Genomic DNA, 25,167 nt, shown 5'->3' with positions numbered 1-25,167 from the left:
TCCCGGCGCCACCTGGGCCGATACCCCTAGACTGGGCCGGAAAATCGAATCGACCGAGGCGCTGGGGCGTGCTCGGACTCTGAGGGGAACGGCATGGCATATCGCTACAACTCGCCTCCTGGCTGGCCGACGCCGCCGGAGGGCTGGACCCCTCCGCCGGGATGGCAGCCGGACGCGTCCTGGGGGCCGGCGCCCGAGGGTTGGCAGTTCTGGTTGGACGAGGCCACCGGTGCTCCGCCCGCCGCCGCTGCGACGGATGCTGCAGCCGTGAGCGATGCCGCCGCCACGTCCGGGTCGGACGCGGTGTCCGGCTCGGATGCCATGGGCGGCTCGGGTTCGATGGGCTCGGATTCGACGGGCTCGGACTCCGGTTCGGACGCGATGACAGCGGACTCCGGTGCTGGTTCGGACGCCATGGGCGGTTTCCCGGACTCCGACGCGACCGTCGTGCGGTCCGCGATGCCGACCGGCGACGCGATCTCCGGCTCGGACACCACGAGCGGCGTCGGCTCGGACTCGACGGCGGGCTCCGACTCGCTGGCAGGCTCGGGCTCGTTGGCGGGCTCCGACTCGGCGGCGGGCTCGGACTCGATGGGGTCCGCGGCGGCCATGGGGTCGGCCGACTCCGCGTCGCAGGGGGTGGCTGCCTCAGGTTCGGACGAGGCGCCGCGTTTCGGCGGAGACGCGACACCGCGCTTCGGCGAGGCAGGCGCCGGGGCCGGCCCGCTGCCCGCCAGCGACGAGCCGACCACGTTGTTCACCCCGGGTGCGCACGCCGCGAGCCCCGCACAACCCGAGCAGCCGGTTCAGCCAGCTGACGGGTTCGGCGCCGCGAGCGGTGCGCCGACCTACGGTGGCGCGAGCGGTGCGCCGACCTACGGTGGCGCGAGCGGCGGCCAGGGCGAGCAACAGCAGGATCCCTCCTACGGTGGCGCTGCCGCCGCGGGTGCCGTCGGTGGCGCGGCCGCGTCCCAGTTCGGCCCGCCGCAGCCGTCCTACGGTGACCCACAGACGCAGGCGTTCGGCCAGTCGCCCACGCAGGAGTTCGGCCAGTCGCAGGATCAGTACGGTCCGGGTGGTGGCCAGCAGCCGGGGCAGTACGGCCAGGCATCCGCGCCGGGTTATGACCAGTCGGCCGGTCAGTACGGTCAGGGTTCGGCTCCGCAGGGTTATGACCAGGCGGCGGGCCAGTACGGTCAGGGTTCGGCTCCGCAGGGTTATGACCAGTCGGCCGGTCAGTACGGCCAGGGTTCGGCTCCGCAGGGTTATGACCAGTCGGCGGGCCAGTACGGTCAGGGTTCGGCTCCGCAGGGTTATGACCAGTCGGCCGGTCAGTACGGTCAGGGTTCGGCTCCGCAGGGTTATGACCAGTCGGCCGGTCAGTACGGCCAGGCCTCGGCTCCGCAGGGCTACGACCAGTACGGCCAGGCGGCCGGGGCCGCGGGCTACGGCGGCCAGACCGGCGGCCAACCGCCGTCGAACAGCATGTACAACTACGCGCCCACGACCGGCCTCGACCAGGGCGGCAACTCGCCCTACGGCATGGCCGGGGGCTACGGCGGCCCGGCCGGACCCGGCGCCCCGGGCGGTGGCGGGAGCAACAAGACGCCGCTGATCATCGGGATCATCGTGGCCGTCGTCGTGATCGCACTGGTCGCATTCTTCGCGATCCGCGCCATCACCGGCGATGGCGGGAGCACCGGTGGCACGCCGACGCCGACCGTCACCACTGCGCCGCCAACGGACGAGCCGACGGACGACGCCACCACGGACGAGCCGACCGACGAGCCGACGGATGAGCCGACGGACACCACCACGGTGGCCCCGCCGACCGGCGACTACGTGAACCTCACCGGCTCCGACCCCGCCATCGTGGCGGAGAATGGTGTCCCGGTCGTCGAGGTGCGGCTGCTGCAGGCGCAGACGGGCTGGCAGCCGGGTGGGAGTTCGGTCCTGTGCTCCGAGCCTGAGGCCGGGCAGTACCTCGGCCTGGAGTTCGAGTTCACGACGTTGCCGGCTCTGGCCGACACCGAGGACGGCTTCTACTCATTCATCGGGTTCGAGCTCGGGGCGCAGACCGCCTCCGGCGCCGACCTGGAGGCCAATGCCTTCTCCGGCCTCTTCTGCCTCGACTCGAGCCAGCAGGCGCCGTCGGAGATGGAGCCGGGTCAGACCTACACCGGCTGGGCCGTCCTGGACGTGCCCACCGACGTCGCGGCCGTGACGTGGTCGGACTGGCTCGACTTCACCGGCAGCTCCCAGGACTATCGCTGGGTCCTGGCAGAGCAGTAGAGACCGCAGTCGCAGGGGCGCTGGGGATCACCCGGCGCCCCTTGCGCGTGGAAGGATCGAGGCATGGCATTCCGTGACATCCGCACGATCGGCGACCCCGTGCTGCGGACAGTGTGTGAGCAGATCACCACTATCGACGACCGGGTCCGAGCCCTGGTCGTGGACCTGGTGGAGACGGTGGACGCCGAGGGCCGTGCCGGCCTGGCCGCGAACCAGATCGGTGTCAGCCTGCGGGCGTTCTCCTGGAATCTCGACGGCGAGGTCGGCTACGTGCTGAACCCGCGGCTGGTGGAGGTCTCCGAGGAGGCCCAGGACGGTGACGAGGGCTGCCTCTCGGTACCGGGCCTGTGGTTCCCGGCGAGGCGCGCCGCGTACGCGAAGGTCGAGGGGATCGACCTCGACGGCGCCCCGGTGACCGTCGAGGGCGAGGGCATCATGGCCCGCTGCCTGCAGCACGAGGTGGACCACCTGGACGGCAAGTTGTACCTCGACCGGCTGGACCGGGACGTGCGCAAGAGCGCGATGCGGAAGGTCCGGGAATTGATGTGAGGTGCACAAACGCCCTCTCTTAGGGCATCATGGGCGTGGAAGCCGTGTGCATTCCTTGAATGTGACTGACCGAGATCGTTGGGGAAGACGTATCTCGAACAGAACAGGAAGGGGATGGCAATGACTGGTGCAAGCACCCGCGGCGTCATTTTCGTGCACTCCGCACCCCGGGCTCTGTGCCCGCACGTGGAGTGGGCAGCGGGCTCCGTCCTGGACGCGCGCGCGTCCTTCGACTGGACTCCACAGCCGGCCGCGCCCGACCTGTTCCGCGCCGAGTTGTCCTGGACCGGACCGGCGGGCACCGGCGCCCGCCTGGCCTCCGCCCTGCGTGGGTGGACCCACCTGCGCTACGAGGTCACCGAGGAGCCCTGCCTGGGCACCGACGGGGGCCGCTGGAGCCACACCCCGGACCTGGGCATCTTCCACGCCCAGGTGGATGTGCACGGCAACGTCGTGGTCCCCGAGGACCGCATCCGGGCCGCCATGACGCACGCGGACGAACCGGCACGGATGAAGCACGAGCTCGACCTGGCCCTCGGCCAGGCCTGGGACGACGAGCTCGAGCCGTTCCGCTACGCCGGCGCCGGTGTCCCGGTGCGCTGGCTGCACCGCGTCGGCTGAGGCAGGCGGCCCGCGTCAGCACTGACCTCACCCACCTGGGCGTTGAGATCGCACCCGTCGCGCTGAGATGGCACCTGCGGAGGGCGTCTGTTCCACTGACGCGAGATGCGGGTCGCGCGCCGGTTGACCCACATTTCAGGTCAGGGGAGCTCGGAGGGTGTCTGTTCCACTGACGCGAGGTGCGGGTTGCGCGCGGGCTGACCCACATTTCAGGTCAGGGGAACCCGGGCGGTCGTTCCACGGACGCGAAGTGCGGGTTGGGCGCGGGCTGATCCACACTTCAGGTCAGGGGAACCTGCGGGGAAGGCGCCCGTCAGGCGTCTCTCAGGCGCTCGTGAACACCAGGGTGGCGTTGTGGCCGCCGAAGCCGAAACCGTTGTTGACGGCGGCGATGTCACCGTCGCGCAGCGGTCGCGGCACGTCCCGGACCAGGTCGATGGGCAGGTCCGGCTCGGGGTCGGAGACGTTGATCGTGGGCGGCGCCTGGCGGTCCGCGATCGCCATGATCGTGAAGATCGACTCCAGCGCGCCGGCGCCACCGAGCAGGTGCCCGGTCATGGACTTCGTCGCCGAGATCGCCACGTGGTCCGCGTCGTCGCCGAGCGCACGGCGCATCGCCGCGGCCTCGACGCCGTCACCGGCGGGGGTGGACGTCGCGTGCGCGTTGACGTGCACCACGTCGGAGGAGCGCACCCCGGCGTTCTCCAGGGCGAGCCGGAAGGCCCGCTCCTGACCGGCGCCGGTGGGGTCGGGGGGCGCGACGGCGTACGCGTCGGACGTCATCCCGAGCCCGGCCACGCGGGCGTAGATCCGAGCGCCGCGGGCGATGGCGTGGTCCTCACGCTCGAGCACGAGGACGCCGGCTCCCTCGCCGAGCACGAACCCGTCCCGGTTCACGTCGTAGGGGCGCGAGGCGCCGGCCGGGTCGTCGTTGCGGGTGGACAGGGCCTGCATCTTCGCGAACGACGCGATCGGCAGCGGGTGGATGGCGGCCTCGGTGCCGCCGGCGACCACCACGTCCGCGCGGCCGGTGCGGATCATCTCCAGGCCGTAGCCGATGGCCTCGGCGCCGGAGGCGCACGCGGAGACTGGCGTGTGGGCGCCCGCCTTGGCGCCGACCTCGATGGAGACGTAGGCGGCGGGCGAGTTCGGCATCAGCATCGGGACGGTCAGCGGGAGAACCCGCCGCACGCCCTGGTCCCTGATGGTGTCCCAGGCGTTGACGAGGGTGATGACCCCGCCGATGCCGGAGGCGATCACGGCGCCGATCCGTTCACCCGGCAGCTCGGGGGAGCCGGCGTCCGCCCATGCCTCGCGCGCCGCGATCATCGCGAACTGCGCGCTGGGGTCCATCCGGCGGGTCTCGGGCCGGGACAGGACGTCCTCGGCCGGTACGGCCAGCTGGCCGGCGAACGTCACGGGCAGCTCGTACTGGCTCACCCAGTCCTGTTCGAGGGTACGCACGCCGGACTTGCCGGCGAGGGCGGCGGCCCAGGTCGTGGGGACGTCACCACCGAGCGGTGAGGTCGTTCCGAGGCCGGTCACAACTACGTTCGGTTGATCGCTCATCTGCGTACTCCAAGACTGTGAAGCAGGGGGTGGCCGCGCCGGGCGTGCGGATCACGCACGCCCGGCGGCAACCGGGGTCGGGACGAGGCTCAGGCCTGGGCCTGGGCGATGAAGCTCACGGCGTCACCGACGGTGTTGAGGTTCTTCACCTCTTCGTCGGGAATGCGGACCTCGAACTTCTCCTCGGCCAGGGTGACGATCGTCATCATCGACAGCGAGTCGATGTCGAGGTCATCGGTGAACGACTTGTCCTTCTGGACCGCGTCGGTGGGCAGGCCCGTCTCGTCGTTCACGATCTCGGCCAGACCGGCCAGGATGTCCTCTTCGCTGTGCGCCATGCTTGCTCCATTCTCAGGGTTTCATTCGGGGTGGGAACAGTGTCCCCGACGCCGTGGTGACGGTGCCACCGCGGCGCGCTGGGCGGCCGGAGGAAAGGTTCGGGCGGCCCGAGCAGGTCTCAGGGTAGGACCACGACCTGTGCGGCGTAGGCGAGCCCGGCTCCGAAGCCGATCTGCAGGGCGATGTCGCCGCTCTTCGCCTGCCCCTCGCGGAGCAGGCGTTCGGTGGCCAGCGGGATCGACGCCGCGGAGGTGTTGCCGGTGTCGGCGATGTCGCGGCCGACCACGATGTCCTCGCGGAACTTGATCAGCTTCAGGAGCTGGTCGGTGATCCGCATGTTCGCCTGGTGCGGGATGAACACGTCGATGTCCTCGAGCTGCAGCCCGGCGGCGTCCACGGCTCGGCGGGCGATGTTCGGCATCGAAGAGATCACCCACTTGAACACGGTCGGCCCGAGCTGACGCAGCGTCGGGGTGGTCATCTGGGAGACCTCCTCGGCGGTCTCCGGGGTCTCCGGGACCGGCTCGCCGAGCTCCTCGCGGCGGTAGTCCAGCCAGGAGTGGGTCTGGTAGATCACCGACGCCTGCGAGCCGTCGCTGCCCCACACGGTCGGCCCGATCCCGGGCGTGTCCGAGCGGCCGACGATCGTGGCGCCGGCGCCGTCACCGAGGAGGAAGGAGATGGTGCGGTCGGTCGGGTCGATGAAGTCGCTCATCTTCTCGACGCCGATGACGAGCACGTTCTCGGCCGTCCCGGCCCGCACCAGCGCGTCCGCCTGGGCGATCCCGTAGCAGTAGCCCGCGCAGGCTGCGGAGACGTCATACGCAGGCGCCGGGGTGGCCCCGATGGCGTCGGTGACGATGGTGGCCAGCGACGGCGTCTGCTCGAAGTGGGTCACCGTGGAGACCAGCACCGCGTCCAGGTCCGTCCCGGTCAGGCCGGCCTTGGCGAGCGCGTCCTGCGCGGCGTCGACGGCGAGATCCTTGACCGTCACGCCCTTCGCGGCGCGTGCCCGGGTCTTGATGCCGGTGCGCTGCTGGATCCACTCGTCCGAGGAGTTGATCGGGCCGACGATGTCGTCGTTCGGGACGAGTTCACTGCCACGCGAACCCCCGACGGCGAGGATGCGGGAGCCGAGGACGGGCGTGGGCTGCGCGAGGGTCGGCTTGGTCATCGGGGCTCCTGGGTGGGTCGAGTGGTCCGGGCGGGTTCGGGCCGGTCCGGTCGGGTGGCCGCGTCGCGGGTGGGTCGCGGCCGGCGCGTGGTGGGTCGGCGGGTCATCCGCGGTGGCGGGCGATCAGGTCTGCCGCCGCGTCGAGGTCGGCGGGGGACTTCAGCGCGAGGGTCTCGACACCGCGCATCGTCCGGCGGGCGAGACCGGTCAGGACCCCGCCGGGAGCCAGTTCGATGACCGCCTGCACCCCGGATTCGAGCAGGGTGTTCTGGCAGAGGTCCCAACGCACCGGCGAGGAGATCTGCCGGACCAGCGCGGTCAGGGCGGCTGCCCCCGAGGCGACGGCGGCGCCGTCGGCGTTCGAGAGCAGGGTCAGTCGGGGGTCGGCCGGGGTGAGCGCGGCCGCCGCCGCGGCGACGGCCTCGACGGCGGGTGCCATGTACGCGGTGTGGAATGCGCCGGCGACGGCCAGCGGGATCACACGGGCCTTCGCCGGGGGATCGTCGGCCAGGGCGGCGAGCCCGGGCAGCGCACCGGCGGCGACGATCTGCCCGCCACCGTTGACGTTCGCGGCGACCAGGTCATGGGCGGCGAGTGCGGCCAGCACCTCGTCCGGGTCGCCCCCGACGACGGCGGACATCCCGGTGGCCTCCGCGGCGGCGGCCTTCGCCATCGCGGCGCCGCGCACGGCGACCAGTCGGAGCGCGTCGGTGGCGGGCAGGACCCCGGCTGCGGCGACGGCCGAGAACTCGCCGACGGAGTGGCCGGCGGCGGCGCTTGCCCAGCCGGTGACGTCACCCGTGCGGGCCTGCAGCGCACTGAGCGCGAGCAGTGAGGTCGCCACGATCAGGGGTTGGGCGACGGCGGTGTCCTTGATGGTGTCCGCGTCGGCCGTCGTGCCCAGCGTGCGCAGGTCCACCCCGATCGCGTCGGCGTAACCGTCGAGCTCGTCGGACAACGAGCCGGCGACACCGTCGAGCTCGAGCCATGGGGCGAGCATGCCGGGGGACTGGGCGCCCTGACCAGGGCTGAGGACTGCGATCACCGTTCCACTCTTCCTGTGCGGTCCTGCCGGTGCGGGCGACGGATCGCACGAAGCTCCGTCGGGGGGATTGTGCGATTCCTACAATGGCACGGTTTCGGCGAGGCGCCCGACGGCGATCGCGATCTGGAGCACGAAGCCCTCCCGGGCCTGCGCCGGGTCCCAGCCGGTGATGGTCGCGATCCGCTTGAGCCGGTACCGCACGGTGTTCGGGTGTACATACAGCAGCCGTGCCGTGGCCTCGAGCGAGCGACCCTCGTTCAGGTACACCGAGAGGGTCTCCAGGAGCGGTCCGCCCACCCCGAGCAGCGGGCCGTAGACGTCCGCGAGCAGGGTCCGGTGCGCGTCCGGGTCCCCGAGCAGCATCCGCTCGGGGAGCAACTCGTCGGCCAGCACCGGGCGCGGTGCGGACGGCCAGGCGGGCACCGCCTGCAGCGCGGACAGGGCCGCCCGCGCGGACCGGCCGGCGTCGGCCAGCTCGCGCACCTGGGGGCCGATGACCACCGGGCCCGGGCCGAACCGCGGCAGCAGTTCCTCGGCCTGCAGGCGTAGGTTCCCGGTGCCCCCGAGGACCACGATCAGCCGGTTGCCCTGAATGCCCACGAGCGCGTCCTGGGCGGTGCGCCGGGCGGCCCTGCGCAGTTCCGCGGTGCCCACGTCGTCGAGCTCCCCCTCGGTGGTGCCGACCATGACGAGCGTGTTCCCGCGGCCCGCCCAACCAAGCGCCGCCACGCGCGAGTGCAGCGAGTCGTCGCCGTCGCCGCGGAGCAGCGAGTCCACCACCAGAGCCTCCAGGCGCGCGTCCCAGGCGCCGCGGGTCTCGGCCGCGCGGGCGTAGACCTCGGCGGCCGAGAACGCCACCTCGCGCGAGTACAGCAGCACCGACTCGCGCAGCTTGGAGTGATGGCCGGGCGCCGCCAGCTGCTCGGTGTTCTCCTCGACGATCTCCACGACGATCCGCACGAGTTGGAGCGTGTGCTGCAGGGAGATCGACCGGGTCAGCTCCGGCGGCGCGGCCCGGAAGATCTCGGCCGCGTTGTAGGAGCCGTGCTCGGGATTCTCGTACCAGGCGATGAAGTTCGCGATCCCGGACTGGGCGACGAGGCCGATCCAGGAGCGGTCCTCGGCCGGAAGGGCCCGGTACCAGGGCAGCTCGTCGTCCAGGCGGCGCATGGCGGCCGCGGTGAGCAGGTCCGTGCCGTGCCGCAGCCGGCGGACCATCTCCTGCGTGGCCGGTCGCTCGGCGTCGGCGGCGGCGTCGGTGTCGCTCTTGGTCCGCGCTGGCGCCGGTCCGCGAGTCGCCTTCCCTCGCTCGGATGCCGCGCTGTTCATGAGGTGAGGATACGGCCCGGATTGTGGAAAGCCCACAAACGACGGTCCGCGAGTCAGCGCGCCGGGGGCATCCCACCGGTGGACGGCGCTCCGCCCGGCCGGCGCAGCGCCATGGCCATCGCGCTGCGCGCGACGGACGGGACGAGTGAACCGATCGCGATCCCGATGATGGCGTTGATGGCTGCGGTCGCGATCTTCGCGTCGAGGCCGGCGTCGGGGACGAAGGGCATCACGACGGCGATCACGGTGGCGAGGCCGATCACCCAGCCGAAGAACCGCTGTGGTTGCGGTGTGGTCAGGATCAGCACGTGGATGAGGGCCGTGGCGAGCAGGGCCGCGAGGGCGGCCGCGCCGGCGTACCAGAAGGTGCTCGCGTTGCCCCAGGCTCCGTCGCCCTCGGGTGCGAGGATCGCGATCCCGAACACGCCGCGGCAGATCACGATCCCGGCGACCGCGATGAGGGCGGCCACGAGCGCGGTGGCGGCTCCTCCGGCCCAGAGTCTGCCCGCGTCGACGGGCGGGTGGCTCGGTGGGCTCGGATGCTGCTGCGTCATGGCGGGTTCCTTCCGATCGATGTTCGTGCTGCCGTCCGCCGGCGTCGGCGCCCCGCCGGAACGTGCAACCCGGGTGGGTGTCGGAGCCGCCGTTGCGCCTCACCGGGTCAGTGGAGCGCCCGGACGATATCCTCGCGGTATGTCATTCCTCACGCGACTCAGGGAGCTCTTCGCCCGGCCGGCCCCGGCCCCGACGCCGGGATCGCGACGTCCCAGCCACGCCCCGCTGCCTGCCGACGCCGGCCAGGAGGACCGCCTGCGTGAGCAGCTCGCCGCGGACCCCAACGACGTCGTCGCGTTCAACGAACTGGCCGAACTCGTCCGGCGCCGGGCCAGCGACGTGGAGCAGCCGGACCCGCTCAGCGCGGACACCGGACCGATCGAGGCCTCCTCGGCGGACACCGCGCACTGGGCCCTCGCCGAGGAACTGGCCGGCCGGCCGCGCGCCTGGTATCCGCTCATCGAACTCGCCCGGCTGTCCCTGCTCGATGACAAGGAGGGGGCGATGCGCCGCCTCGGGGCCGCCTGCGAACGTGACCCCAGCGGGAAGGCGCTCGCGTCCGGGATCAGCATGCTCCGGGAGGCGCACATGCCCGCGGACGCGCTCGGCCTCGGCGTGGGCCACTGGTCCCCGGCCGATCAGGACGCCGAGGCAGGCCGCCAGGTGATCCGGGCCGCGCTGGACGCCGGCCGGCCGGCGGAGGCCCGCCAGCATCTGAGCGCCCTCGCCGAGTACGGGGCCGACCGGCCGGGCACCGCGGGCGTGGTCGCCGAGCTCGAACCCTTCGTCGCCGCCGCCGAGGCGAGTGCGAAGACCTCCTGAGCGACCGCCGTCGGCGGCTTCGAACTCAGCCGGCCCGCACACCGAACCGGACCACCTCGACCGTGGCGGTCGGCGTCAGGTCGGGGTAGTGCCCGCGGAGCCCGTCCCGCAGGCGCACAAGCGCCTCGGGGGAGTCGACCCCGGCCTGCTCCGGCCGGAGCAGGTCGAGCCGGTAGGAGGCCACCGAGTGCACCTCGCCCGGCAGCGTCCGCGGTGGGTCGTCCTCGAAGACGAGGAGCGCGGGCCCGACGGCGATCGGGTCGTCGTGTCTGACGGTGACGGTCTTGCGGCCGGTCACCACGTCGTCGTAGTGCCGCTTGTTGAAGCGCACCAAGCGGGCGGGGCGGGCGTCCCGGTGGTTGTAGGTCTCGGGCAGCAACGTGTTGAGCGTGCGTAGCTGCGGCCCGTTCGCGCCGGGCACGGCCACCAGGATGTCCGGGTGGAGCTCGACGAGCACCTGCCGGCAGCGGCCGCACGGCTCGATCACGCCCCGACCGCCGTCGCCCGCGGCGGCTATGGTCAGCAGCGGGCCGGCGTCGGCCGCGGCCGCGACCCCGAGCGCGACCAGTTCGGCGCACGGGCCACCGGTGAAATGGTAGACGTTCACACCGGTGTGGATCCGCCCCCGGGTGTCCATCACGGCGGCCGCCACGGTGTGGTTCGGGTCGGCGCCGAGCCGCCCGGCCAGGGCCACGGCCGCGTCGACCACCCGGCGTTCGGAGTCGAGGAGGTCCATGCGGCCATCCTGCCGCATCGGGCCCGGACGCCCCTCGTCCGGCGAAGCACCACCGACCAGCGTGCCGATGACGACGAACGCCGACCCCCGCCGTCGTGCGGCAGTGATCGGCGTCCGAACGCCAGGCCCTCAGGCGGTCAGGAGTCGCCCCCGGCGGTGCCGGTGGTGCCGGCGTTGACGTCGAGGAGGCGGTAGCGCTCCACGGCCTGGGCCGGCGCGGAGGCGTCGATCTCGCCGCGCTTGGCCAGGGCCTGCAGCGCCCGGGTGACGATCGAGTGGGTGTCGATCAGGAAGTGACGACGCACCGCGGGCCGGGTGTCGGAGAAGCCGAAGCCGTCCGCACCGAGCGTCCAGTAGTCGCCCGGGACCCACGCCCGGATCTGGTCCGGCAGCTGGAAGTCGTAGTCCGTCGAGGCGATGTACGGGCCTCCGGCGTCCTTCAGCTTCGCGGTCACGTAGGGCTCGCGCTGCTCCCCGGTCGGGTCGATGAACGCCTGCCGGTCCGCGGCGAGACCGTCGCGGCGCAGTTCGGTCCAGCTGGTCACCGACCAGACGTCCGCCTGCACACCCCACTCGTTGGCGAGGATCTCCTTGGCCTCCAGCGCCCACGGCACCGAGACCCCGGAGGCGAGCAGCTGGGCCCGGGGGCCCTCGCCGTCGGCCGTGGCGATCTTGTGGATCCCGCGCAGGATGCCGTCGACGTCCACGTCCTCCGGCTCGGCCGGCTGGATCATCGGCTCGTTGTAGACCGTGAGGTAGTACATGACGTTCGGGTCGCGGTGATCACCCTCGCCGTACATCCGCTGCAGACCGTCCTTGACGATGTGCCGGATCTCGTACCCGTAGGCCGGGTCGTAGGAGACCACCGCGGTGTTCGTCGAGGCGAGGATCGGGGAGTGCCCGTCGGCGTGCTGCAGGCCCTCACCGGTCAGCGTGGTCCGGCCGGCCGTGGCGGCGATCAGGAAGCCACGGGTGAGCTGGTCACCGGCGGCCCAGAACTGGTCACCGGTGCGCTGGAAGCCGAACATCGAGTAGTAGAAGTAGAACGGCACCAGCACTTCGCCGTGGGTGGCGTAGGACGTCCCCACGGACTGGAACGCGGCCGCCGAACCGGCCTCGTTGATCCCGGTGTGCAGCAGGCCGCCGGCCTCGGACTCCTTGTAGGAGAGCAGCAGGTCGCGGTCCACGGACAGGTAGTGCTGACCGTTGGTGTTGAAGATCTTCAGCGACGGGAAGATCGCGTCGAGGCCGAACGTGCGGGCCTCGTCGGGGATGATCGGCACGATCCGCTTGCCGAAGTCCTTGTCACGGAGCAGGTCCTTGAACAGCTGGACGAGCGCCATCGTGGTGGCGACCTCCTGCTGCCCGGAGCCCTTCGCGAGCCGCTCGTAGGACTTGTCCGCGGGCAGCGTCACCGCGGTGTACTTGCTGCGCCGCTCGGGCAGGTACCCGCCGAGCTGACGGCGCCGGTCGATCATGTACTCGATCTCCGGGGCGTCCGCGCCCGGGTGGTAGTACGGCGGCAGGTAGGGGTCTTCCTCGATCTGGGCGTCCGTGATCGGGATCCGCAGCGAGTCGCGCAGGAGCTTGAGGTCGTTCTCCTTGAGCTTCTTCATCTGGTGCGTGGCGTTGCGCGCCGCGAACGAGGAGCCCAGGCCGTAACCCTTGATGGTGTGCGCCAGGATGACGGTCGGCTGACCGGTGTGGTTCACCGCCGCGTTGTAGGCCGCGTAGAGCTTGCGGTAGTCGTGACCGCCGCGCTTGAGCGCCCAGATGTCGTCGTCCGTCATCTTGGACACCAGGGCCTTGGTGCGTGGGTCGCGCCCGAAGAAGTGCTCGCGGATGAACGCGCCGTTCTCGGCGCGATACGTCTGGTAGTCGCCGTCGGGGGTGTTGTTCATCAGGTTCACCAGGGCGCGGTCCTTGTCCGCCTCCAGCAGCGGGTCCCACTCGCGACCCCAGATGGTCTTGATGACGTTCCAGCCGGCGCCCCGGAAGAAGCCCTCGAGCTCCTGGATGATCTTGCCGTTGCCGCGCACCGGACCGTCGAGGCGCTGCAGGTTGCAGTTGATCACGAAGGTGAGGTTGTCCAGGTTCTGCTGCGCGGCGAGCTGCAGCATGCCGCGGGACTCCGGCTCGTCCATCTCACCGTCGCCGAGGAACGCCCAGACGTGCTGCTGCGAGGTGTCCTTGATGCCGCGGTACTGCATGAACCGGTTGACCCACGCCTGGTAGATCGCCGACGCCGGGCCGAGGCCCATCGAGACGGTCGGGAACTCCCAGAAGTCGGGCATGTTGCGCGGGTGCGGGTAGGAGGAGAGGCCGCCACCGTTGTGCGAGAGCTCCTGGCGGAACCCGTCGAGCTGGTGCTCGGACAGGCGCCCCTCGAGGAACGCGCGGGCGTACATGCCGGGGGCCGCGTGGCCCTGGAAGTAGATCTGGTCGCCGCCGCCGGGGTGGTCCTTGCCGCGGAAGAAGTGGTTCAGGCCGACCTCGTACAGGGTGGCCACGGAGGCGTAGGAGGAGATGTGACCGCCGACGGCGATGCCCGGGCGCTGTGCCCGCGTCACCATCACCGCGGAGTTCCACCGCAGGTAGGAGCGGTAGCGGCGCTCGACGGCCTCGTCACCGGGGAAGTAGGGCTCGTCGTGCACGCCGATCGTGTTCACGTACGGGGTGGTGATCGAGGACGGGACGGTCACGTCCCGCTCCCGCGCCCGCTTGAGCATGTTCAGCAGCACGTAGCGCGCCCGCGGGCCACCGCGTTCGTCGATGAGTCCGTCGAGGGACTCCAACCACTCGTCGGTCTCCTCGGGGTCGATGTCGGGGACCTGGCTGAGTAGGCCGTTGATCAGCGGTCCGGCCTCGTTGCGTGACGTCACGACTCTCTTCTCTCCGGCGCCTGGGTCGGCGCCACAGTTACATCTGCCCAGTCTCAGGCGGGCACGTGTGGTGCGGTACTGACGATCCTATGGGCCGCACTTGGCTAAGTGGAGTCTGAACCAACAGATGTGACGCGACCGACAGTGATCCCGCCATAGGATCGGGTCACCGCCCGGCCTTGCGCCGAGACCTACTGTGCGGTGGGGTAGGACATCAACCCCGCAGCGGCGGGACAGATCAGCAGTCGATAGCAAGGAGTAACAGACGTGGAAGCGACCGCGGGTTCCGTGGCCAGTCCGTCCGGCGACCAGCCCACCTCGCGGTTCGGGGTGGACAGGGGGCAGGTCATCCAGGAGTTCGGTTATGACGATGACGTCGACGAGGAACTCCGGGCGGAACTCGAGAAGGCCGCCGGGCAGGAACTGGTCGACGAGTACTACGACGACGTGACCGACGCGGCCATCCTGTGGTGGCGCGAGGACGACGGCGACGTCCAGGACCTCACCGACGTCATGGTCGACGCCCAGGAGATGCTCGAGGACGGCGGCCTGATCTGGGTGTTCACGCCGAAGTCAGGTCGCGACGGGCACGTGCGGCCCGCCGACTTCGAGGAGGCCGCCAGCACCGCGGGCCTGCACGCCACCAGCGCCATCTCGGCGGCACAGCACTGGTCCGGGATCCGCCTGACCGCCCGCGGTCGCGGCAAGTGAGCGCGCTGCCGGCGCCGGGGGAGCCCGCGCCGGACTTCACCGCCGAGGACACCCACGGCACCCCGGTGACGCTCTCCGCGCTGCGCGGCACGCCCGTGGCACTGGTGTTCTTCCCGTTCGCGTTCTCCGGGATCTGCACGGGCGAGTTCTGCGAACTGCGGGACAACCTCGGTGCGTTCGAGCGCGCCGGGGTGCGCCTGCTCGGCATCAGCTGCGACTCGAAGTTCGCCCTGCGGGCCTGGGGCGAGCAGGAGCAGCTCGGCTTCGACCTGCTCAGCGACTTCTGGCCGCACGGGCAGATCGCCCGCTCCTACGGCGTGTTCGACTCCGAGTCCGGACTCGCCCTGCGCGGCAGCCTGCTGCTCGACGCGGACGGCGTGGTGCGCTGGTCCGTGCTGAACCCGCGCGGGCAGGCACGGCCGCTGGACGGCTACCTGCGCGCCCTCGACGCCCTGGTCGTGTGAGCACCCGGCGGCAGCGACAGGTCGCCGCCGGTGCGGGTGGGGCCTACCTGCACCCCGGGCCGCTGGCGTTGGCGCACCGGGGCGGCGCGGGGTACGAGCTGAACGAGGGGATCGAGAACTCCCTGCGCGCGGTGCGCAACGCCGTCGACCTCGGCTTCACGTACGTCGAGACCGACGTGCGCGCAAGCGCCGACGGCGTCCCTTTCGTCTTCCACGACCCGGACCTGTCCCGGGTGGTGGGTTCCGCCGTCGACGTGCATGCGCTGACGGCCGCCGACCTGCGCGCGGCCACCCTCGCCGGTGGCGAGTCCATCCCGACGCTCGCCGAGTTGCTCGAGGAGTTCCCGGCCACTCGGTTCAACATCGACGTGAAGTCGGACGACGTGGCCGGGCCGGCGCTCGCCGTGATCGAGGCGCAGCGTGCGTTCGACAGGGTCCTGATCGCGGCGTTCGACCACCGCCGGTTGCAGCGGGTCCGGCGCACGCACCCGGAGGCGGCCACCTCCGGCTCGCCGCTGGAGACGGCGTCCCTGCGGTGGGGCGTGGGCGCCGCCCGGTCCCTGGCCGCCCGCAACGGCGTGGTGTGCCTGCAGGTGCCGACGACGTTCCGCGGGCGGGCGCTGGTGACCGAGTCCTTCGTGGCGACCGCGCACCGGTACGGGCTCCAGGTGCACGTGTGGACCATCGACGACGCGGACACGATGAACGCCCTGTTCGACCTCGGCGTGGACGGCATCGTCGCCGACCGCATCGACGTGCTCCGGGATGTGCTGATCGCCCGCGGCGCCTGGCCGCAGCCGTGACCGCCGGGGCCGGGTGCGCTTGCTAGTCTTGGTACCCGCCAGGGCCTATAGCTCAGTTGGTTAGAGCGTCGCGTTTACACCGCGGATGTCGGGGGTTCGAGTCCCTCTGGGCCCACTGCTGGACGTAGTGGAACTGCATCACCGGAACTGATCACGGGGGCGAGATGATTGATTCCTACGACGTCGTGTCACGGGTCGCTGCCGGACTGGGTGTGACCGCGGTGCCCGCGCCCATGACACGCGCGAGCGGGGACGGCGCCAAGAAGATCGGCATGGTCGAGGTACCCGACTGCCCACAGACGGGGGTGACGGCCTGGGCGACCGTGGCCGCGAGCTTCTTCCCGTCCGGGTACCGGACGCGGGACGGGCGACCGATCGGTGTCGAGTTCGTGGCGGGCGTCGACTCACGATGGACGCTCCTCGGCGACGCGGTGGCCGCGTGTGCGTTCCAGATCGGCGAACCGAACGCAGTGCGGCCGGGGACCGTGTACCGGAGCGCGATCGGCAACTGCTACCCCCAGGCGAGCACCCCGCACCTGATGTCGGTGCCGCCGTTCCTCTGGAACTCGTTCGAGTCCTACAGCGACGCCGACGTCCACGTCACCTGGCTGCAGTTGGTGCCGGTCACGGAGGAGGAAGCCGCGCACTGCCTGGCGCACGGCTTCGACGCCCTCGGCGACGTGTTCGCGAGGGAGCAGCCGGACCTGTACTCCATCGAGCGGCAGAGCGTTCGGCTGACTCCTCGACCGCGGACCTGAGCCCCGGGCGTCGTCGAGGGCCGGCGCTCGGATCGTTGCCGACGTACCACCAGACCTCATGAAAGGGTCCCTTCGTGCGCATCTTCCTCGCCGGCGGCACCGGTGTGGTCGGAAGCAGACTGATCCCGGCCCTGCACGCGGCGGGTCATGACGTCACCGCGACGACCCGACGCGCGGAGGGGATCGACGTCCTGCGTGAGCGTGGCGCGCGCGGGGTCGTGGTCGACGTCTTCGACGCACCGCGCCTGGCGGACGCCGTGGCCGCCGCCGCGCCGGATCTGGTCATGCACCAGCTGACCGACCTGGGCGAGTACGACACCGACGCCAACGCCCGCCTGCGCCGGGACGGGACGGCGAACCTCGTGGCCGCCGCCGAGGCCGCCGGGGTGGGCCGCATGATCGCGCAGAGCATCGCGTTCGCGTACGCCCCGGGCGACACCACGGCAACGGAGGACGACCCACTCGAGCCGGGCTCCGCCGTCGGGGTCTTGGAAGCACTGGTCCAGCGGCTCCCACGTGCCACGGTCCTGCGCTACGGCATGTTCTACGGCGCCGGGACCTGGTACGCGCCCGGCGGCCGGACCGGCGTCGCGGTGGTCGCCGGGCAACTACCGGCCACCCCGGCGATCACGCCGTTCGTCCACATCGACGACGTGGTCTCAGCCACGGTGCAGGCACTCCACTGGCCCGACGGGACGTACAACATCGTCGACGACGAGCCGGCACCCGGGACCGTGTGGCTCCCGGTGTACGCGGCCGGGCTCGGCGCGCCGGTGCCGAGGGTCGCCGGGCTGCCCGACGGGGCGCCACGGCGCCGGGCCGTCTCCAATGCCAGGGCGCGGGCAGCCGGCTGGCGTCCTCGATACCCGTCCTGGCGGGACGGATTCCCGACGGTGTGAGACGGACCCGGGACATCGCAGCGCTCCACCGTTGCTAGTGTCGACGTCACTGCACGAGTCGGCGGAGAGGCCAGGCGATGACGGCGCCACGACAGGGGGAGCCGGGTGGCGAGCGATCACACGCGCCGCTGGACGTCGAGATGCGGCAGGCGGTCCCGGCCGACGCCGGCGACATCGCTCGCATCTGGCGGCAGGGGTGGGCCGATGCCCATCTCGGTCATGTCCCCGCCGCGCTGGTCGCGGCTCGGACCCCGGCCTCGTTCGCCGAACGCGCGCGCGAACAGGTCGCGGACACGATCGTCGCGGTGCGAGGCGAGGCGGTCCTCGGATTCGCGATGATCGACGGCGACCAGGTGGATCAGCTGTACCTGGACCGCGCCGCGCGCGGCGGCGGCATCGGGTCGGCGCTGCTCAAGGCGGCGGAGGAAGCCGTGATCGCGGCGGGCCACGAGCGGGCCTGGCTGGTGGTGGCGACGGGGAACGTTGCCGCCCGTCGGTTCTACGAACGGCAAGGATGGGACGACGGCGGCCCGATCGTCCACCGTGCGCCCGTCCCCGGCGGGTCGGTCGCCGTCGACTGCCACCGGTTCGTCAGCCCTGGCAGGTAGCCAGACGACCCTCAAGCCGCCCGTTCGGTGCGAGGGCCGATCGCGTAGCGCAGGTGCAGTGCGACGCCCTGCCGTACCTGGACGAGGTCCAGGTCGATCGGTGCACCACCGGGCGGGTCGAAGAGCCGGCGGCCGTCGCGCAGGAGCAGCGGGACCACGTGCAGCTGGATCTCGTCCAGGAGCCCGGCCGTGAGGGCGGCCTGGCCCGTCCCCGCGCCCTGGACGACCACGTAGGCGTCGCCCGCGGCCTCCTTGGCCGCACCGATCGCCTCCTCGATGGTCTGGACGTAGGTGAACTTCGGCCAGCGCAGGTCGCCGGGCGCCGGCGGTCGGCGCGCATAGATGAACACCGGCGGCCCGCCGTAGGCCTCGCCGCCCCAGCCGCCGGCCGGGTCGACGGTGCCGCGGCCGCAGACCGAAGCGCCCACCGACTCGTAGGCCGCCATCATCTCGGCGTCGACGTCGCCGAGCCCGTCCTCCAGGTAGGCGCCGTTGGCGTCCCGAGGCATCCCCCAGTCGTGGAGGCGTTGGCCGCCGTCGCCGAGGCCGTGGTCGACCGTCTCATGGGGTCCGGCGATGAATCCGTCGAGGGAGATGGACATGTCGAGGATCGTCCTGGACATCGGGTGCTCCTTTGCGGTTTGCGGCTGGGCGTCCGGCCTCAATCCTGAACAGAATCGTACGGATCGCTGCTCGACGCATCGCGGGAGGAAGCATCCGACGTTCGGCCGGGGTCGAGGCGCTGCCCAGTGAGGAGATCCACGAGGGCACGCACGATCTGCTGCTCTCCGGCGAGTGAGGGGTGGACGCCGTCCGCACCCTGGAGGTCGGACCGGGCGGGCACGCCGAACGAACGCACGAGGTCGACGACCGGCTCATCGAACGACCGCATGGCATCGGCCAGCGCCGTGATGTCGGAGTTGCGCCAGCTGCTCGCCCCGTACTGGAACGGCCTGTGCTGACCGGCCCGCGTCTCGTCGACGGGCACCGGGGTCAGCCAGACCCACCGGGCCCGGGTCCGTTCCACGGCCACGCGGTGCAGCTCCCGGAGATTGGCCACGCTCTCGGCCAGGGAGACCTGAGTCTTTCCGCCGGCGATCCGGGTGACGTCGTTGCCGCCGAGCCCACAGATGATCCAGTCGGGAACGGGATGCAGCATCGAGGGCCAGCGCCGCAGGATCATCGCCGACGTGTGCGCCGAGAGGCCCGCGTTGACCACGGTGAGCTGGCCGTCCGGCCGCCCGAGTGCAAGCACGTGTCGCAGGATCTCGGCCCAGGACTGCAGATCGTCGGTGATGCTGTCGCCCACGGCAAGGACACGCGCGCCGGGCTCGAACGGGAGCAGCGCGACCCGGTCGGCGAAGGCCGCATCGGCCAGGAGGCTCTCGGCGGCGGCGCGGGCCCGGGCATCGAACCGGCCGAGGATCGCGGCGTACTCCTCGGGCTGCACGCCGAAGATCGTCGGTAGCGACTCGGTGAGGCCGGGCAGGTACCCGTAGAGCTTCTCGAGGTGGACGTACTGCAACTGCGCCTCGGCGGGCGGGGCGTAGGGAGTCTGCTCGGTCATGATCGTGCTCCTTTCGCAGACAGCAACCTACGAACCACGCGGACCGGTCGGGAGGTCCGGGCCGCTCTGACTGGCCTCCTGTCCTGCCTGCAGGTGTTCCCCGACGGCAATCACTGGCCCGGACGTCCGCCCCGAGGTCGCGATCGACCTGTGAATCGACCCGTGACCGGGCCGCGGGACGGGTTCGATAGGATCCGGCAATGCCCGAGACCCCCACGTGGCCGTACCTGCTCGAGACCCTCGTCGAAGGCTCCGACCTCTCGGTGGGCGAGGCCACCTGGGCGATGCGTGAGGTGGTGACCGGTCAGGCGGCGCCCACGCAGATCGCCGCGCTGTTGACCGCGCTGCGGATCAAGGGGGAGTCGGTCGACGAGATCGTCGGCTTCCGGGATGCGGCGCTGGAGGCCGCCCTGCCGCTCGAGGTCGATCCGATGGCGCTCGACATCGTCGGCACCGGCGGCGACCCGTACGGCGCGGTGTTCAACATCTCCTCGGTCGCGTCGATCATCTGTGCCGCAACCGGCGTGCCGGTGATCAAGCACGGCAACCGCGGCGCGTCCTCGAGGTCGGGTGCCTCGGACGTGCTGACGAGCCTCGGCGTCGACATCACGATCGCCCCCGAACGCGTCGCCGAGGTACTGAACGAGGTCGGGATCAGTTTCGCGTTCGCGGGCCAGTTCCACCCGGGCTTCCGTCATGCGGGCCCGGTGCGCGCCGAACTCGGCATCTCGACGCTCTTCAACATCCTCGGCCCGCTCTGCAACCCCGCCCGCCCGGAGGCGTCCGCCGTCGGGGTCTCGTCGCTGCCGCGCGTGCCGCTGCTGGTCGGCGTGTTCCGCACCCGCGGCGCGACGGCGCTCGTCTACCGCGGCGACGACGGCATCGACAAGCTGACGACGACGGGGCACAGCCACATCTGGGAGGTCTCCCGAGGTGCGGTGACCGAGCATGACCTCGACCCGCGCGACCTCGGTATCCCGCGGGCGCGCATCGAGGACCTGCTGGGCGGCGAGCCCGACGAGAATGCCGCCGTGATCCGGGGGGTGCTCGCCGGCGACGCGGGTCCGCTTCGCGACATCGTGCTCCTCAACGCCGCGGCCGGGCTCGTCTCCTTCGAGCTCGCCGGTGACTCCGCTCGGATCTCGACGCCGATCGTGGAGCGGCTGGGCGACAAGCTCGACGTCGCCGCCGGTGCCGTGGACTCGGGTGCGGCGGCCGCGAAGCTCGAGCAGTGGGCGGCCGCGACCCACGCGTGAGCGCGCGGGACCCGATGCCTCCGACGTCCCGCCCGCGCGTTCACGCGACCGCGCGCTCCGCTGGCGCGAAGTGTGGATGGTTGCGGGTCTGACCCGCGTTTCGGGGTCAGTGGAGCACGCACGCGTTCGGGTTGTGGAACCGGCCCGGGACGAGGAGCATTTGTCTCCTCTGATCGGAACCGCAGGAAGAGGTGTGCCATGGCCCGGCTGAACCCGTACCTCAACTTCTCCGACAACGCTCGCGCGGCGCTGGAGTTCTACCACTCGGTGTTCGGGGGCGAACTGACGACGAGCACGTTCGCCGAGTTCGGCGCGGCCGAGGATCCGGCCGACGCCGAGAAGATCATGCACGGCCAGCTCGAGGGGGACGGCGGCATCCTGCTGATGGCCGCGGACACCCCGAGTTCGCTCGAGTTCCCCGGCACGAACAGCAACATCTCGGTCTCCCTGTCCGGCGGACCCGAGGACGACGCGACCCTGCGCGGCTACTGGGACAAGCTCTCCGGGAGCGGGACGGTCACGGAGCCACTCGCGGTCGCGCCGTGGGGTGACGCGTTCGGGATGTGTGTGGACGGGTTCGGCATCAGGTGGCTGTTCAACATCTCCGGCAACCAGCCGACCTGACACGTCCGGTCACTCCTCGCGCAGCGGTCACCGCTCGGGTGACACCCGCGAGACGGAGCACTCGTAGGGCGCCATCGTCGCCCTCCGTGCCGTCCCGGTGGAGGCGAGCACCACCCGCGCGCGCGGCAGGCCACGCGGGCGCCTGATGGTGCGGTCGGTGAGGTTGACCTCGATGAGCCAGTCCGACCCGGTGCCGGGCGCCGTCCGCACCCACCCGAAGTACGTGCGGGAGCCGGGGGCCAGGGCGCGGAACCCGCCGTCGGTCAGCGCCGGTTCGGCGCGGCGCAGGCCGATCAGGTCTCGATGGAAGTTCAGCACCGAGCCCGGGTCCGTGGACTGTTCGGCGACCGTGAAGCCGGCCGAGTCCTCCCGGCCGACCTGCCACGGCGTGCCCGTGCTGAACCCCGTGTGGGGTCCCGGTTCCCAGCGCATCGGCACCCGGGCGTGATCGCGCGCCCCGGGCAGCACCCGGGCCAGCGCCTCGGCCTCGCTCGCCCCCTCCGCACACAGCTCGGCGAACCGGTTCAGGGACTCGACGTCGCGCAGGTCGGCCACCGAGGTGAAGTCCTGGTCGACGGCGCCGATCTCCTGGCCCTGGAACAGGAATGGGGTACCGGGCAGCATCAGCTGGATCGTCGCGAGCGCCTTGGCGAGCGCGGCTCGCAGGACCGGGTCCGCGTCGCGCGCGCCGAGCACCTTGGAGAGCATCCGGGGGTTGTCGTGGTTGTCCAGGAACAGGGCGATCGCGTCGTCCGGCCCGACGCGGTCCAGATAGTCCAGGTAGAACCCCTTGAGGTAGCCGAGGTCGTACCGGTAGTCGTCCCAGCGAACCTTGCCGGGGCCGTCGAGCACGTCGAAGTTGAACACCAGGTCGAGCTCGCCCCGCCGGGCCCCGCTGAGCAGCCGGGACATCTCCACGCCGACCCCGGGCGTCTCGCCGACCATGACACCGACCGGGTCCGGGGGAGCCGGGTCGCCGAGGGTGCCGTCCGGGCGGCGCGAGCGCACCGTCGACGGCGGCGCCGGATCGCCGGGGGACCGGGTGAAGCCGACCGTGCGCAACTCGCGCAGGTAGGAGTGCAGCCGCGGCCCGAAGAAGTAGTGCTCGATCCCTGGGAAGCCCATGAGGGCACCGATGGCCTCGTTGCCGTCCGGAAGGCCGCCTCGTTTGGAGATGTAGTTGATGACGTCGAGCCGGAACCCGTCGATGCCGCGCCCGCGCCACCACCGCACGATCTCGGCGACCTCGGCCCGCACCCGCGGGTTGTCCCAGTTGAGGTCCATCTGCCCGGGCGCGAACAGGTGCAGCGCCCAGCGGTGCGCCTGCGGGATCCAACGCCACGCGCTGCCCCCGAAGAACGAGGCCCAGTTGTTCGGGGGCCTCCCGCTGCCGTCCTCGCCCGGGGCGCCGGGCCGCAGGTGGTAGTAGTCGCCGTAGGGGCCGTCCGGGTCGGCGACGGCGGCCCGGAACCACGGGTGCTGCGCGGACGTGTGGTTGACGACGAGGTCGAGGATGATCCGCATCCCGCGCTCGTGAGCGCCGGCGATGAGCGCGTCGAGGTCGGCCAGGGTGCCCATCTCGGCCATGACCGCCCGGTAGTCGCGCACGTCGTAGCCCATGTCCTCGTTCGGCGAGTCGAAGATCGGGGACAGCCACACGCAGTCGACGCCGAGGTCGGCGAGGTGATCGAGGCGGGAGGTGACGCCGCGCAGATCACCGATGCCGTCGCCGTCGGAATCCGCGAAGGAGCGCGGGTAGACCTGGTAGAACACCGCCCGGCGCCACCACGGCGGCTGCGCCGCTGCATGGCCCGACGGCGCAGGGCCGGGTGTGGTCTCGTCGTCCGGTCCGTGGTCGGCCAGTACGGTCACGAGCGACTGCGCGAACTCCTCGCCGAGAAGGGGCCGGGCGAGCCGCGCGACGGTACCGAGGCGCAGGTTCGCCACCACCGGGTTGCGGACCCACCGGTTCGAGCGGCCCAGTTGCAGCAGTACCTTGTCGATCGCGTCCCGCCCGACCGGGTGGCCGTAGATCTCCTTCAGCCGGGTGCGCGCCTCAACGCGGGTCATCGGGGCCTCCGGCGGCTCCGAGGGGTCCGGCGGTCGGGTCCGGCCCGACGTTCGACGCGAGCGCCGCCTCACGGTCCGCGAGGTCGGTCACGATTCCGGCGTAGGTGGCCTCGTCGAGGCGGTAGCGGCGCGAGAGCACCAGCCAACTGACGATCACCAGGAGCATCGGCAGGCCCATCATCGCGACCTTGAACAGGGCCGCACCACCCGCGGGGACGTCGGCCGGCGTGTCTGCCTCGTTGACCCCGGAGAGGATGAGGGTGAGCCCCACGACACCCGCGCCGAGTGCACTGGAGGCCTTGTAGATGAACGGCTGCAGGGAGAACGTGACCGACTCGTTGCGACGGCCCAGCTTCCACTGCCCGTACTCCACGGAGTCCGCGATGAACATCATCATGAGCAACTGGATGAACGCCTGCCCTCCGAACAGCAGCACGCCGGCGACGCCGATCCCCACCATCGTGGAGTCCGCGAGCAGGAACACGGCGTAGCCGGCCACACAGAGGGAGGTGGCCACCAGGTGGACCCGGCGCCGGGACAGCCGCGCCGAGACCAGCGGGAAGACGAGGAGCCCGAGGATCTGCGTGACGCCGAGGATCGCCGCGAACACCGAGTACATCCCGGCGTCGCCGAAGATGTAGGTGAAGTAGTACAGCCCGAGGCTGGTGGTGACCGTGTACCCGGTCATGAACACCACCATCGCCAGGGTGACCCAGAGGAGCTGGTCGTTGCGGGCGATCACGCCGAGCAGCTCCCGCAGCGGGGTGGGCGAGATCGTCTCGACGGCGACCCGCTGCCGGGTCGCGACGAGCGTGATCGCCTGGAACGCGAGCATCACCACGACCAGGACGACGGCGAGCACGAACCAGGCGCGCTGCGCCGAGCCGAGCGCGCCCTCGAGCGCTGCCGTCACCGGTACCAGGGCCACCACCAGGGCGAACAGACCGACGTTCGCGCAGACCCGGGCCACGACCCCGATCCGCTCCCGCTCGCCCTGATCCCGCGACAGTGACGGCAGCATCCCGTAGTAGGAGATGTCGTTGACCGTGTAGGCGACCTCCCAGACGAGGTAGACACCCACGAACACGACGACGAACGCCGTGCCCTCGACGCCCCAGTCGGAGAACATGAGCACCGTGGCAGCCGCCCAGGCCAGTGCGCCGATCGCGATCCACGGCTTGAACTTGCCCCACCGGGACCGGGTGTTGTCGACGATGAACCCCATCACCGGGTCGTTCACGGCGTCGAACAGGCGCATGAGCACGAGCACCACGGTGATGGCGCCCAGGGTCTGGTTCGGCACCTGGACCACCTCGGTGAGGTAGACGAGCAGGAACAGGGTCACCATCGCGGCGACCATGTCCCGCCCGAGGGTGCCGAGGCCGAAGCCCCAGACGTTGCGACGACGGAGGGGCTCCGGTGCGGCCGCATCGCCGGCTGAGGTGCTCACGCCAGAAGTGTGCCAGCACCGCCTGCGTGGAACGTGTGCGTCGG

24 protein-coding genes and 1 tRNA gene are annotated in these 25,167 nt (G+C 71.4%); 13 read left to right on the top strand and 12 right to left on the bottom strand.

What is annotated here, in order from left to right:
* Positions 1-93: 93 nt before the first annotated feature.
* The 3 genes from GKS42_RS15425 to GKS42_RS15415 all read left to right on the top strand — a co-directional run bounded on the left by GKS42_RS15425 (position 94) and on the right by GKS42_RS15415 (position 3,462).
* Complete coding sequence (locus GKS42_RS15425; protein ID WP_154794635.1) at positions 94-2,292, top strand: hypothetical protein; 2,199 nt, start codon at positions 94-96, stop codon at positions 2,290-2,292.
* Between the two features lie 63 nt (positions 2,293-2,355).
* The gene (gene def / locus GKS42_RS15420; RefSeq protein WP_154794634.1) at positions 2,356-2,841 is read left to right on the top strand and encodes a peptide deformylase; all 486 of its coding nucleotides are present in this window, start codon (positions 2,356-2,358) and stop codon (positions 2,839-2,841) included.
* 120 nt (positions 2,842-2,961) lie between these two features.
* The gene (locus GKS42_RS15415) at positions 2,962-3,462 is read left to right on the top strand and encodes a DUF3145 domain-containing protein (RefSeq protein ID WP_154794633.1); all 501 of its coding nucleotides are present in this window, start codon (positions 2,962-2,964) and stop codon (positions 3,460-3,462) included.
* Positions 3,463-3,786: 324 nt separating this feature from the next.
* Here the strand turns inward: GKS42_RS15415 and GKS42_RS15410 are convergent, their stop codons facing one another.
* From GKS42_RS15410 to GKS42_RS15385, 6 genes are all read right to left on the bottom strand, one after another.
* The gene (locus GKS42_RS15410) at positions 3,787-5,031 is read right to left on the bottom strand and encodes a beta-ketoacyl-[acyl-carrier-protein] synthase family protein (RefSeq protein WP_154794632.1); all 1,245 of its coding nucleotides are present in this window, start codon (positions 5,029-5,031) and stop codon (positions 3,787-3,789) included.
* A gap of 89 nt (positions 5,032-5,120) precedes the next feature.
* On the bottom strand, positions 5,121-5,369 hold the full coding sequence (locus GKS42_RS15405) for an acyl carrier protein (RefSeq protein ID WP_154794631.1): 249 nt from the start codon (positions 5,367-5,369) through the stop codon (positions 5,121-5,123).
* 119 nt (positions 5,370-5,488) lie between these two features.
* The gene (locus tag GKS42_RS15400; RefSeq protein ID WP_154794630.1) at positions 5,489-6,544 is read right to left on the bottom strand and encodes a beta-ketoacyl-ACP synthase III; all 1,056 of its coding nucleotides are present in this window, start codon (positions 6,542-6,544) and stop codon (positions 5,489-5,491) included.
* Positions 6,545-6,647: 103 nt separating this feature from the next.
* Positions 6,648-7,589 carry an ACP S-malonyltransferase gene (locus GKS42_RS15395; protein ID WP_154794629.1) on the bottom strand — a complete coding sequence of 314 codons (942 nt, stop codon included), beginning with the start codon at positions 7,587-7,589 and terminating at the stop codon, positions 6,648-6,650.
* Positions 7,590-7,667: 78 nt separating this feature from the next.
* The gene (locus GKS42_RS15390) at positions 7,668-8,918 is read right to left on the bottom strand and encodes a PucR family transcriptional regulator (protein ID WP_154794628.1); all 1,251 of its coding nucleotides are present in this window, start codon (positions 8,916-8,918) and stop codon (positions 7,668-7,670) included.
* 53 nt (positions 8,919-8,971) lie between these two features.
* The gene (locus tag GKS42_RS15385) at positions 8,972-9,472 is read right to left on the bottom strand and encodes a DUF6069 family protein (RefSeq protein WP_174791081.1); all 501 of its coding nucleotides are present in this window, start codon (positions 9,470-9,472) and stop codon (positions 8,972-8,974) included.
* Positions 9,473-9,611: 139 nt separating this feature from the next.
* Here GKS42_RS15385 and GKS42_RS15380 point away from each other — a divergent pair, with 139 nt between their 5' ends.
* Positions 9,612-10,295, top strand: a complete 684-nt coding sequence (locus tag GKS42_RS15380; RefSeq protein WP_154794627.1) for a hypothetical protein — start codon at positions 9,612-9,614, stop codon at positions 10,293-10,295.
* Between the two features lie 25 nt (positions 10,296-10,320).
* Here GKS42_RS15380 and GKS42_RS15375 read toward each other — a convergent pair whose 3' ends face one another.
* Both GKS42_RS15375 and aceE read right to left on the bottom strand, forming a co-directional pair.
* Entirely contained in the window at positions 10,321-11,031 is a 711-nt protein-coding gene (locus GKS42_RS15375) for a hypothetical protein (RefSeq protein WP_154794626.1), read from the bottom strand.
* A gap of 137 nt (positions 11,032-11,168) precedes the next feature.
* The gene (aceE, locus tag GKS42_RS15370; protein WP_154794625.1) at positions 11,169-13,913 is read right to left on the bottom strand and encodes a pyruvate dehydrogenase (acetyl-transferring), homodimeric type; all 2,745 of its coding nucleotides are present in this window, start codon (positions 13,911-13,913) and stop codon (positions 11,169-11,171) included.
* Between the two features lie 267 nt (positions 13,914-14,180).
* Between aceE and GKS42_RS15365 the strand changes: the two genes are divergently transcribed.
* The 7 genes from GKS42_RS15365 to GKS42_RS15335 all read left to right on the top strand — a co-directional run bounded on the left by GKS42_RS15365 (position 14,181) and on the right by GKS42_RS15335 (position 18,156).
* On the top strand, positions 14,181-14,624 hold the full coding sequence (locus GKS42_RS15365; RefSeq protein WP_435529625.1) for a DUF3052 domain-containing protein: 444 nt from the start codon (positions 14,181-14,183) through the stop codon (positions 14,622-14,624).
* A complete protein-coding gene (locus tag GKS42_RS15360; RefSeq protein ID WP_154794624.1) occupies positions 14,621-15,088 on the top strand; it encodes a peroxiredoxin in 468 nt (155 codons plus the stop codon). The genes GKS42_RS15365 and GKS42_RS15360 overlap by 4 nt, the downstream gene beginning before the upstream one ends.
* The gene (locus tag GKS42_RS15355; RefSeq protein ID WP_232847686.1) at positions 15,085-15,891 is read left to right on the top strand and encodes a glycerophosphodiester phosphodiesterase family protein; all 807 of its coding nucleotides are present in this window, start codon (positions 15,085-15,087) and stop codon (positions 15,889-15,891) included. Before GKS42_RS15360 ends, GKS42_RS15355 begins: the two co-directional genes overlap by 4 nt.
* A gap of 41 nt (positions 15,892-15,932) precedes the next feature.
* Positions 15,933-16,006: transfer RNA gene (locus tag GKS42_RS15350), tRNA-Val, on the top strand.
* A gap of 118 nt (positions 16,007-16,124) precedes the next feature.
* Entirely contained in the window at positions 16,125-16,649 is a 525-nt protein-coding gene (locus tag GKS42_RS15345) for a suppressor of fused domain protein (RefSeq protein ID WP_168217856.1), read from the top strand.
* A 74-nt stretch (positions 16,650-16,723) separates the two neighbouring features.
* Entirely contained in the window at positions 16,724-17,548 is an 825-nt protein-coding gene (locus tag GKS42_RS15340; RefSeq protein ID WP_154794622.1) for an NAD-dependent epimerase/dehydratase family protein, read from the top strand.
* Between the two features lie 77 nt (positions 17,549-17,625).
* Positions 17,626-18,156, top strand: coding sequence for a GNAT family N-acetyltransferase (locus GKS42_RS15335; protein ID WP_154794621.1), 531 nt, complete (start codon positions 17,626-17,628; stop codon positions 18,154-18,156).
* A gap of 11 nt (positions 18,157-18,167) precedes the next feature.
* Here the strand turns inward: GKS42_RS15335 and GKS42_RS15330 are convergent, their stop codons facing one another.
* Together GKS42_RS15330 and GKS42_RS15325 are read right to left on the bottom strand one after the other, a co-directional pair.
* Positions 18,168-18,779, bottom strand: a complete 612-nt coding sequence (locus GKS42_RS15330) for a dihydrofolate reductase family protein (RefSeq protein WP_154794620.1) — start codon at positions 18,777-18,779, stop codon at positions 18,168-18,170.
* A 38-nt stretch (positions 18,780-18,817) separates the two neighbouring features.
* Positions 18,818-19,723 (bottom strand): SGNH/GDSL hydrolase family protein, encoded by a 906-nt coding sequence (locus GKS42_RS15325; protein ID WP_154794619.1) that lies wholly within the window; start codon positions 19,721-19,723, stop codon positions 18,818-18,820.
* Between the two features lie 200 nt (positions 19,724-19,923).
* Here GKS42_RS15325 and trpD point away from each other — a divergent pair, with 200 nt between their 5' ends.
* Positions 19,924-20,979: an anthranilate phosphoribosyltransferase gene (gene trpD / locus GKS42_RS15320; protein ID WP_154794618.1), complete on the top strand. Its 1,056-nt coding sequence runs from the start codon at positions 19,924-19,926 to the stop codon at positions 20,977-20,979.
* 198 nt (positions 20,980-21,177) lie between these two features.
* Positions 21,178-21,603, top strand: coding sequence for a VOC family protein (locus tag GKS42_RS15315; protein WP_154794617.1), 426 nt, complete (start codon positions 21,178-21,180; stop codon positions 21,601-21,603).
* A 27-nt stretch (positions 21,604-21,630) separates the two neighbouring features.
* Here the strand turns inward: GKS42_RS15315 and GKS42_RS15310 are convergent, their stop codons facing one another.
* Positions 21,631-23,673 carry an alpha-glucosidase gene (locus tag GKS42_RS15310; protein ID WP_154794616.1) on the bottom strand — a complete coding sequence of 681 codons (2,043 nt, stop codon included), beginning with the start codon at positions 23,671-23,673 and terminating at the stop codon, positions 21,631-21,633.
* Positions 23,660-25,123: a glycoside-pentoside-hexuronide (GPH):cation symporter gene (locus tag GKS42_RS15305; RefSeq protein ID WP_210769197.1), complete on the bottom strand. Its 1,464-nt coding sequence runs from the start codon at positions 25,121-25,123 to the stop codon at positions 23,660-23,662. Before GKS42_RS15305 ends, GKS42_RS15310 begins: the two co-directional genes overlap by 14 nt.
* Between the last annotated feature and the right edge of the window lie 44 nt (positions 25,124-25,167).

Source organism: Occultella kanbiaonis (genome assembly GCF_009708215.1).
In the GTDB taxonomy this organism is placed as follows: Bacteria; Actinomycetota; Actinomycetes; order Actinomycetales; family Beutenbergiaceae; genus Occultella; species Occultella kanbiaonis.
This window is presented reverse-complemented; position numbering and strand designations above follow the sequence as displayed.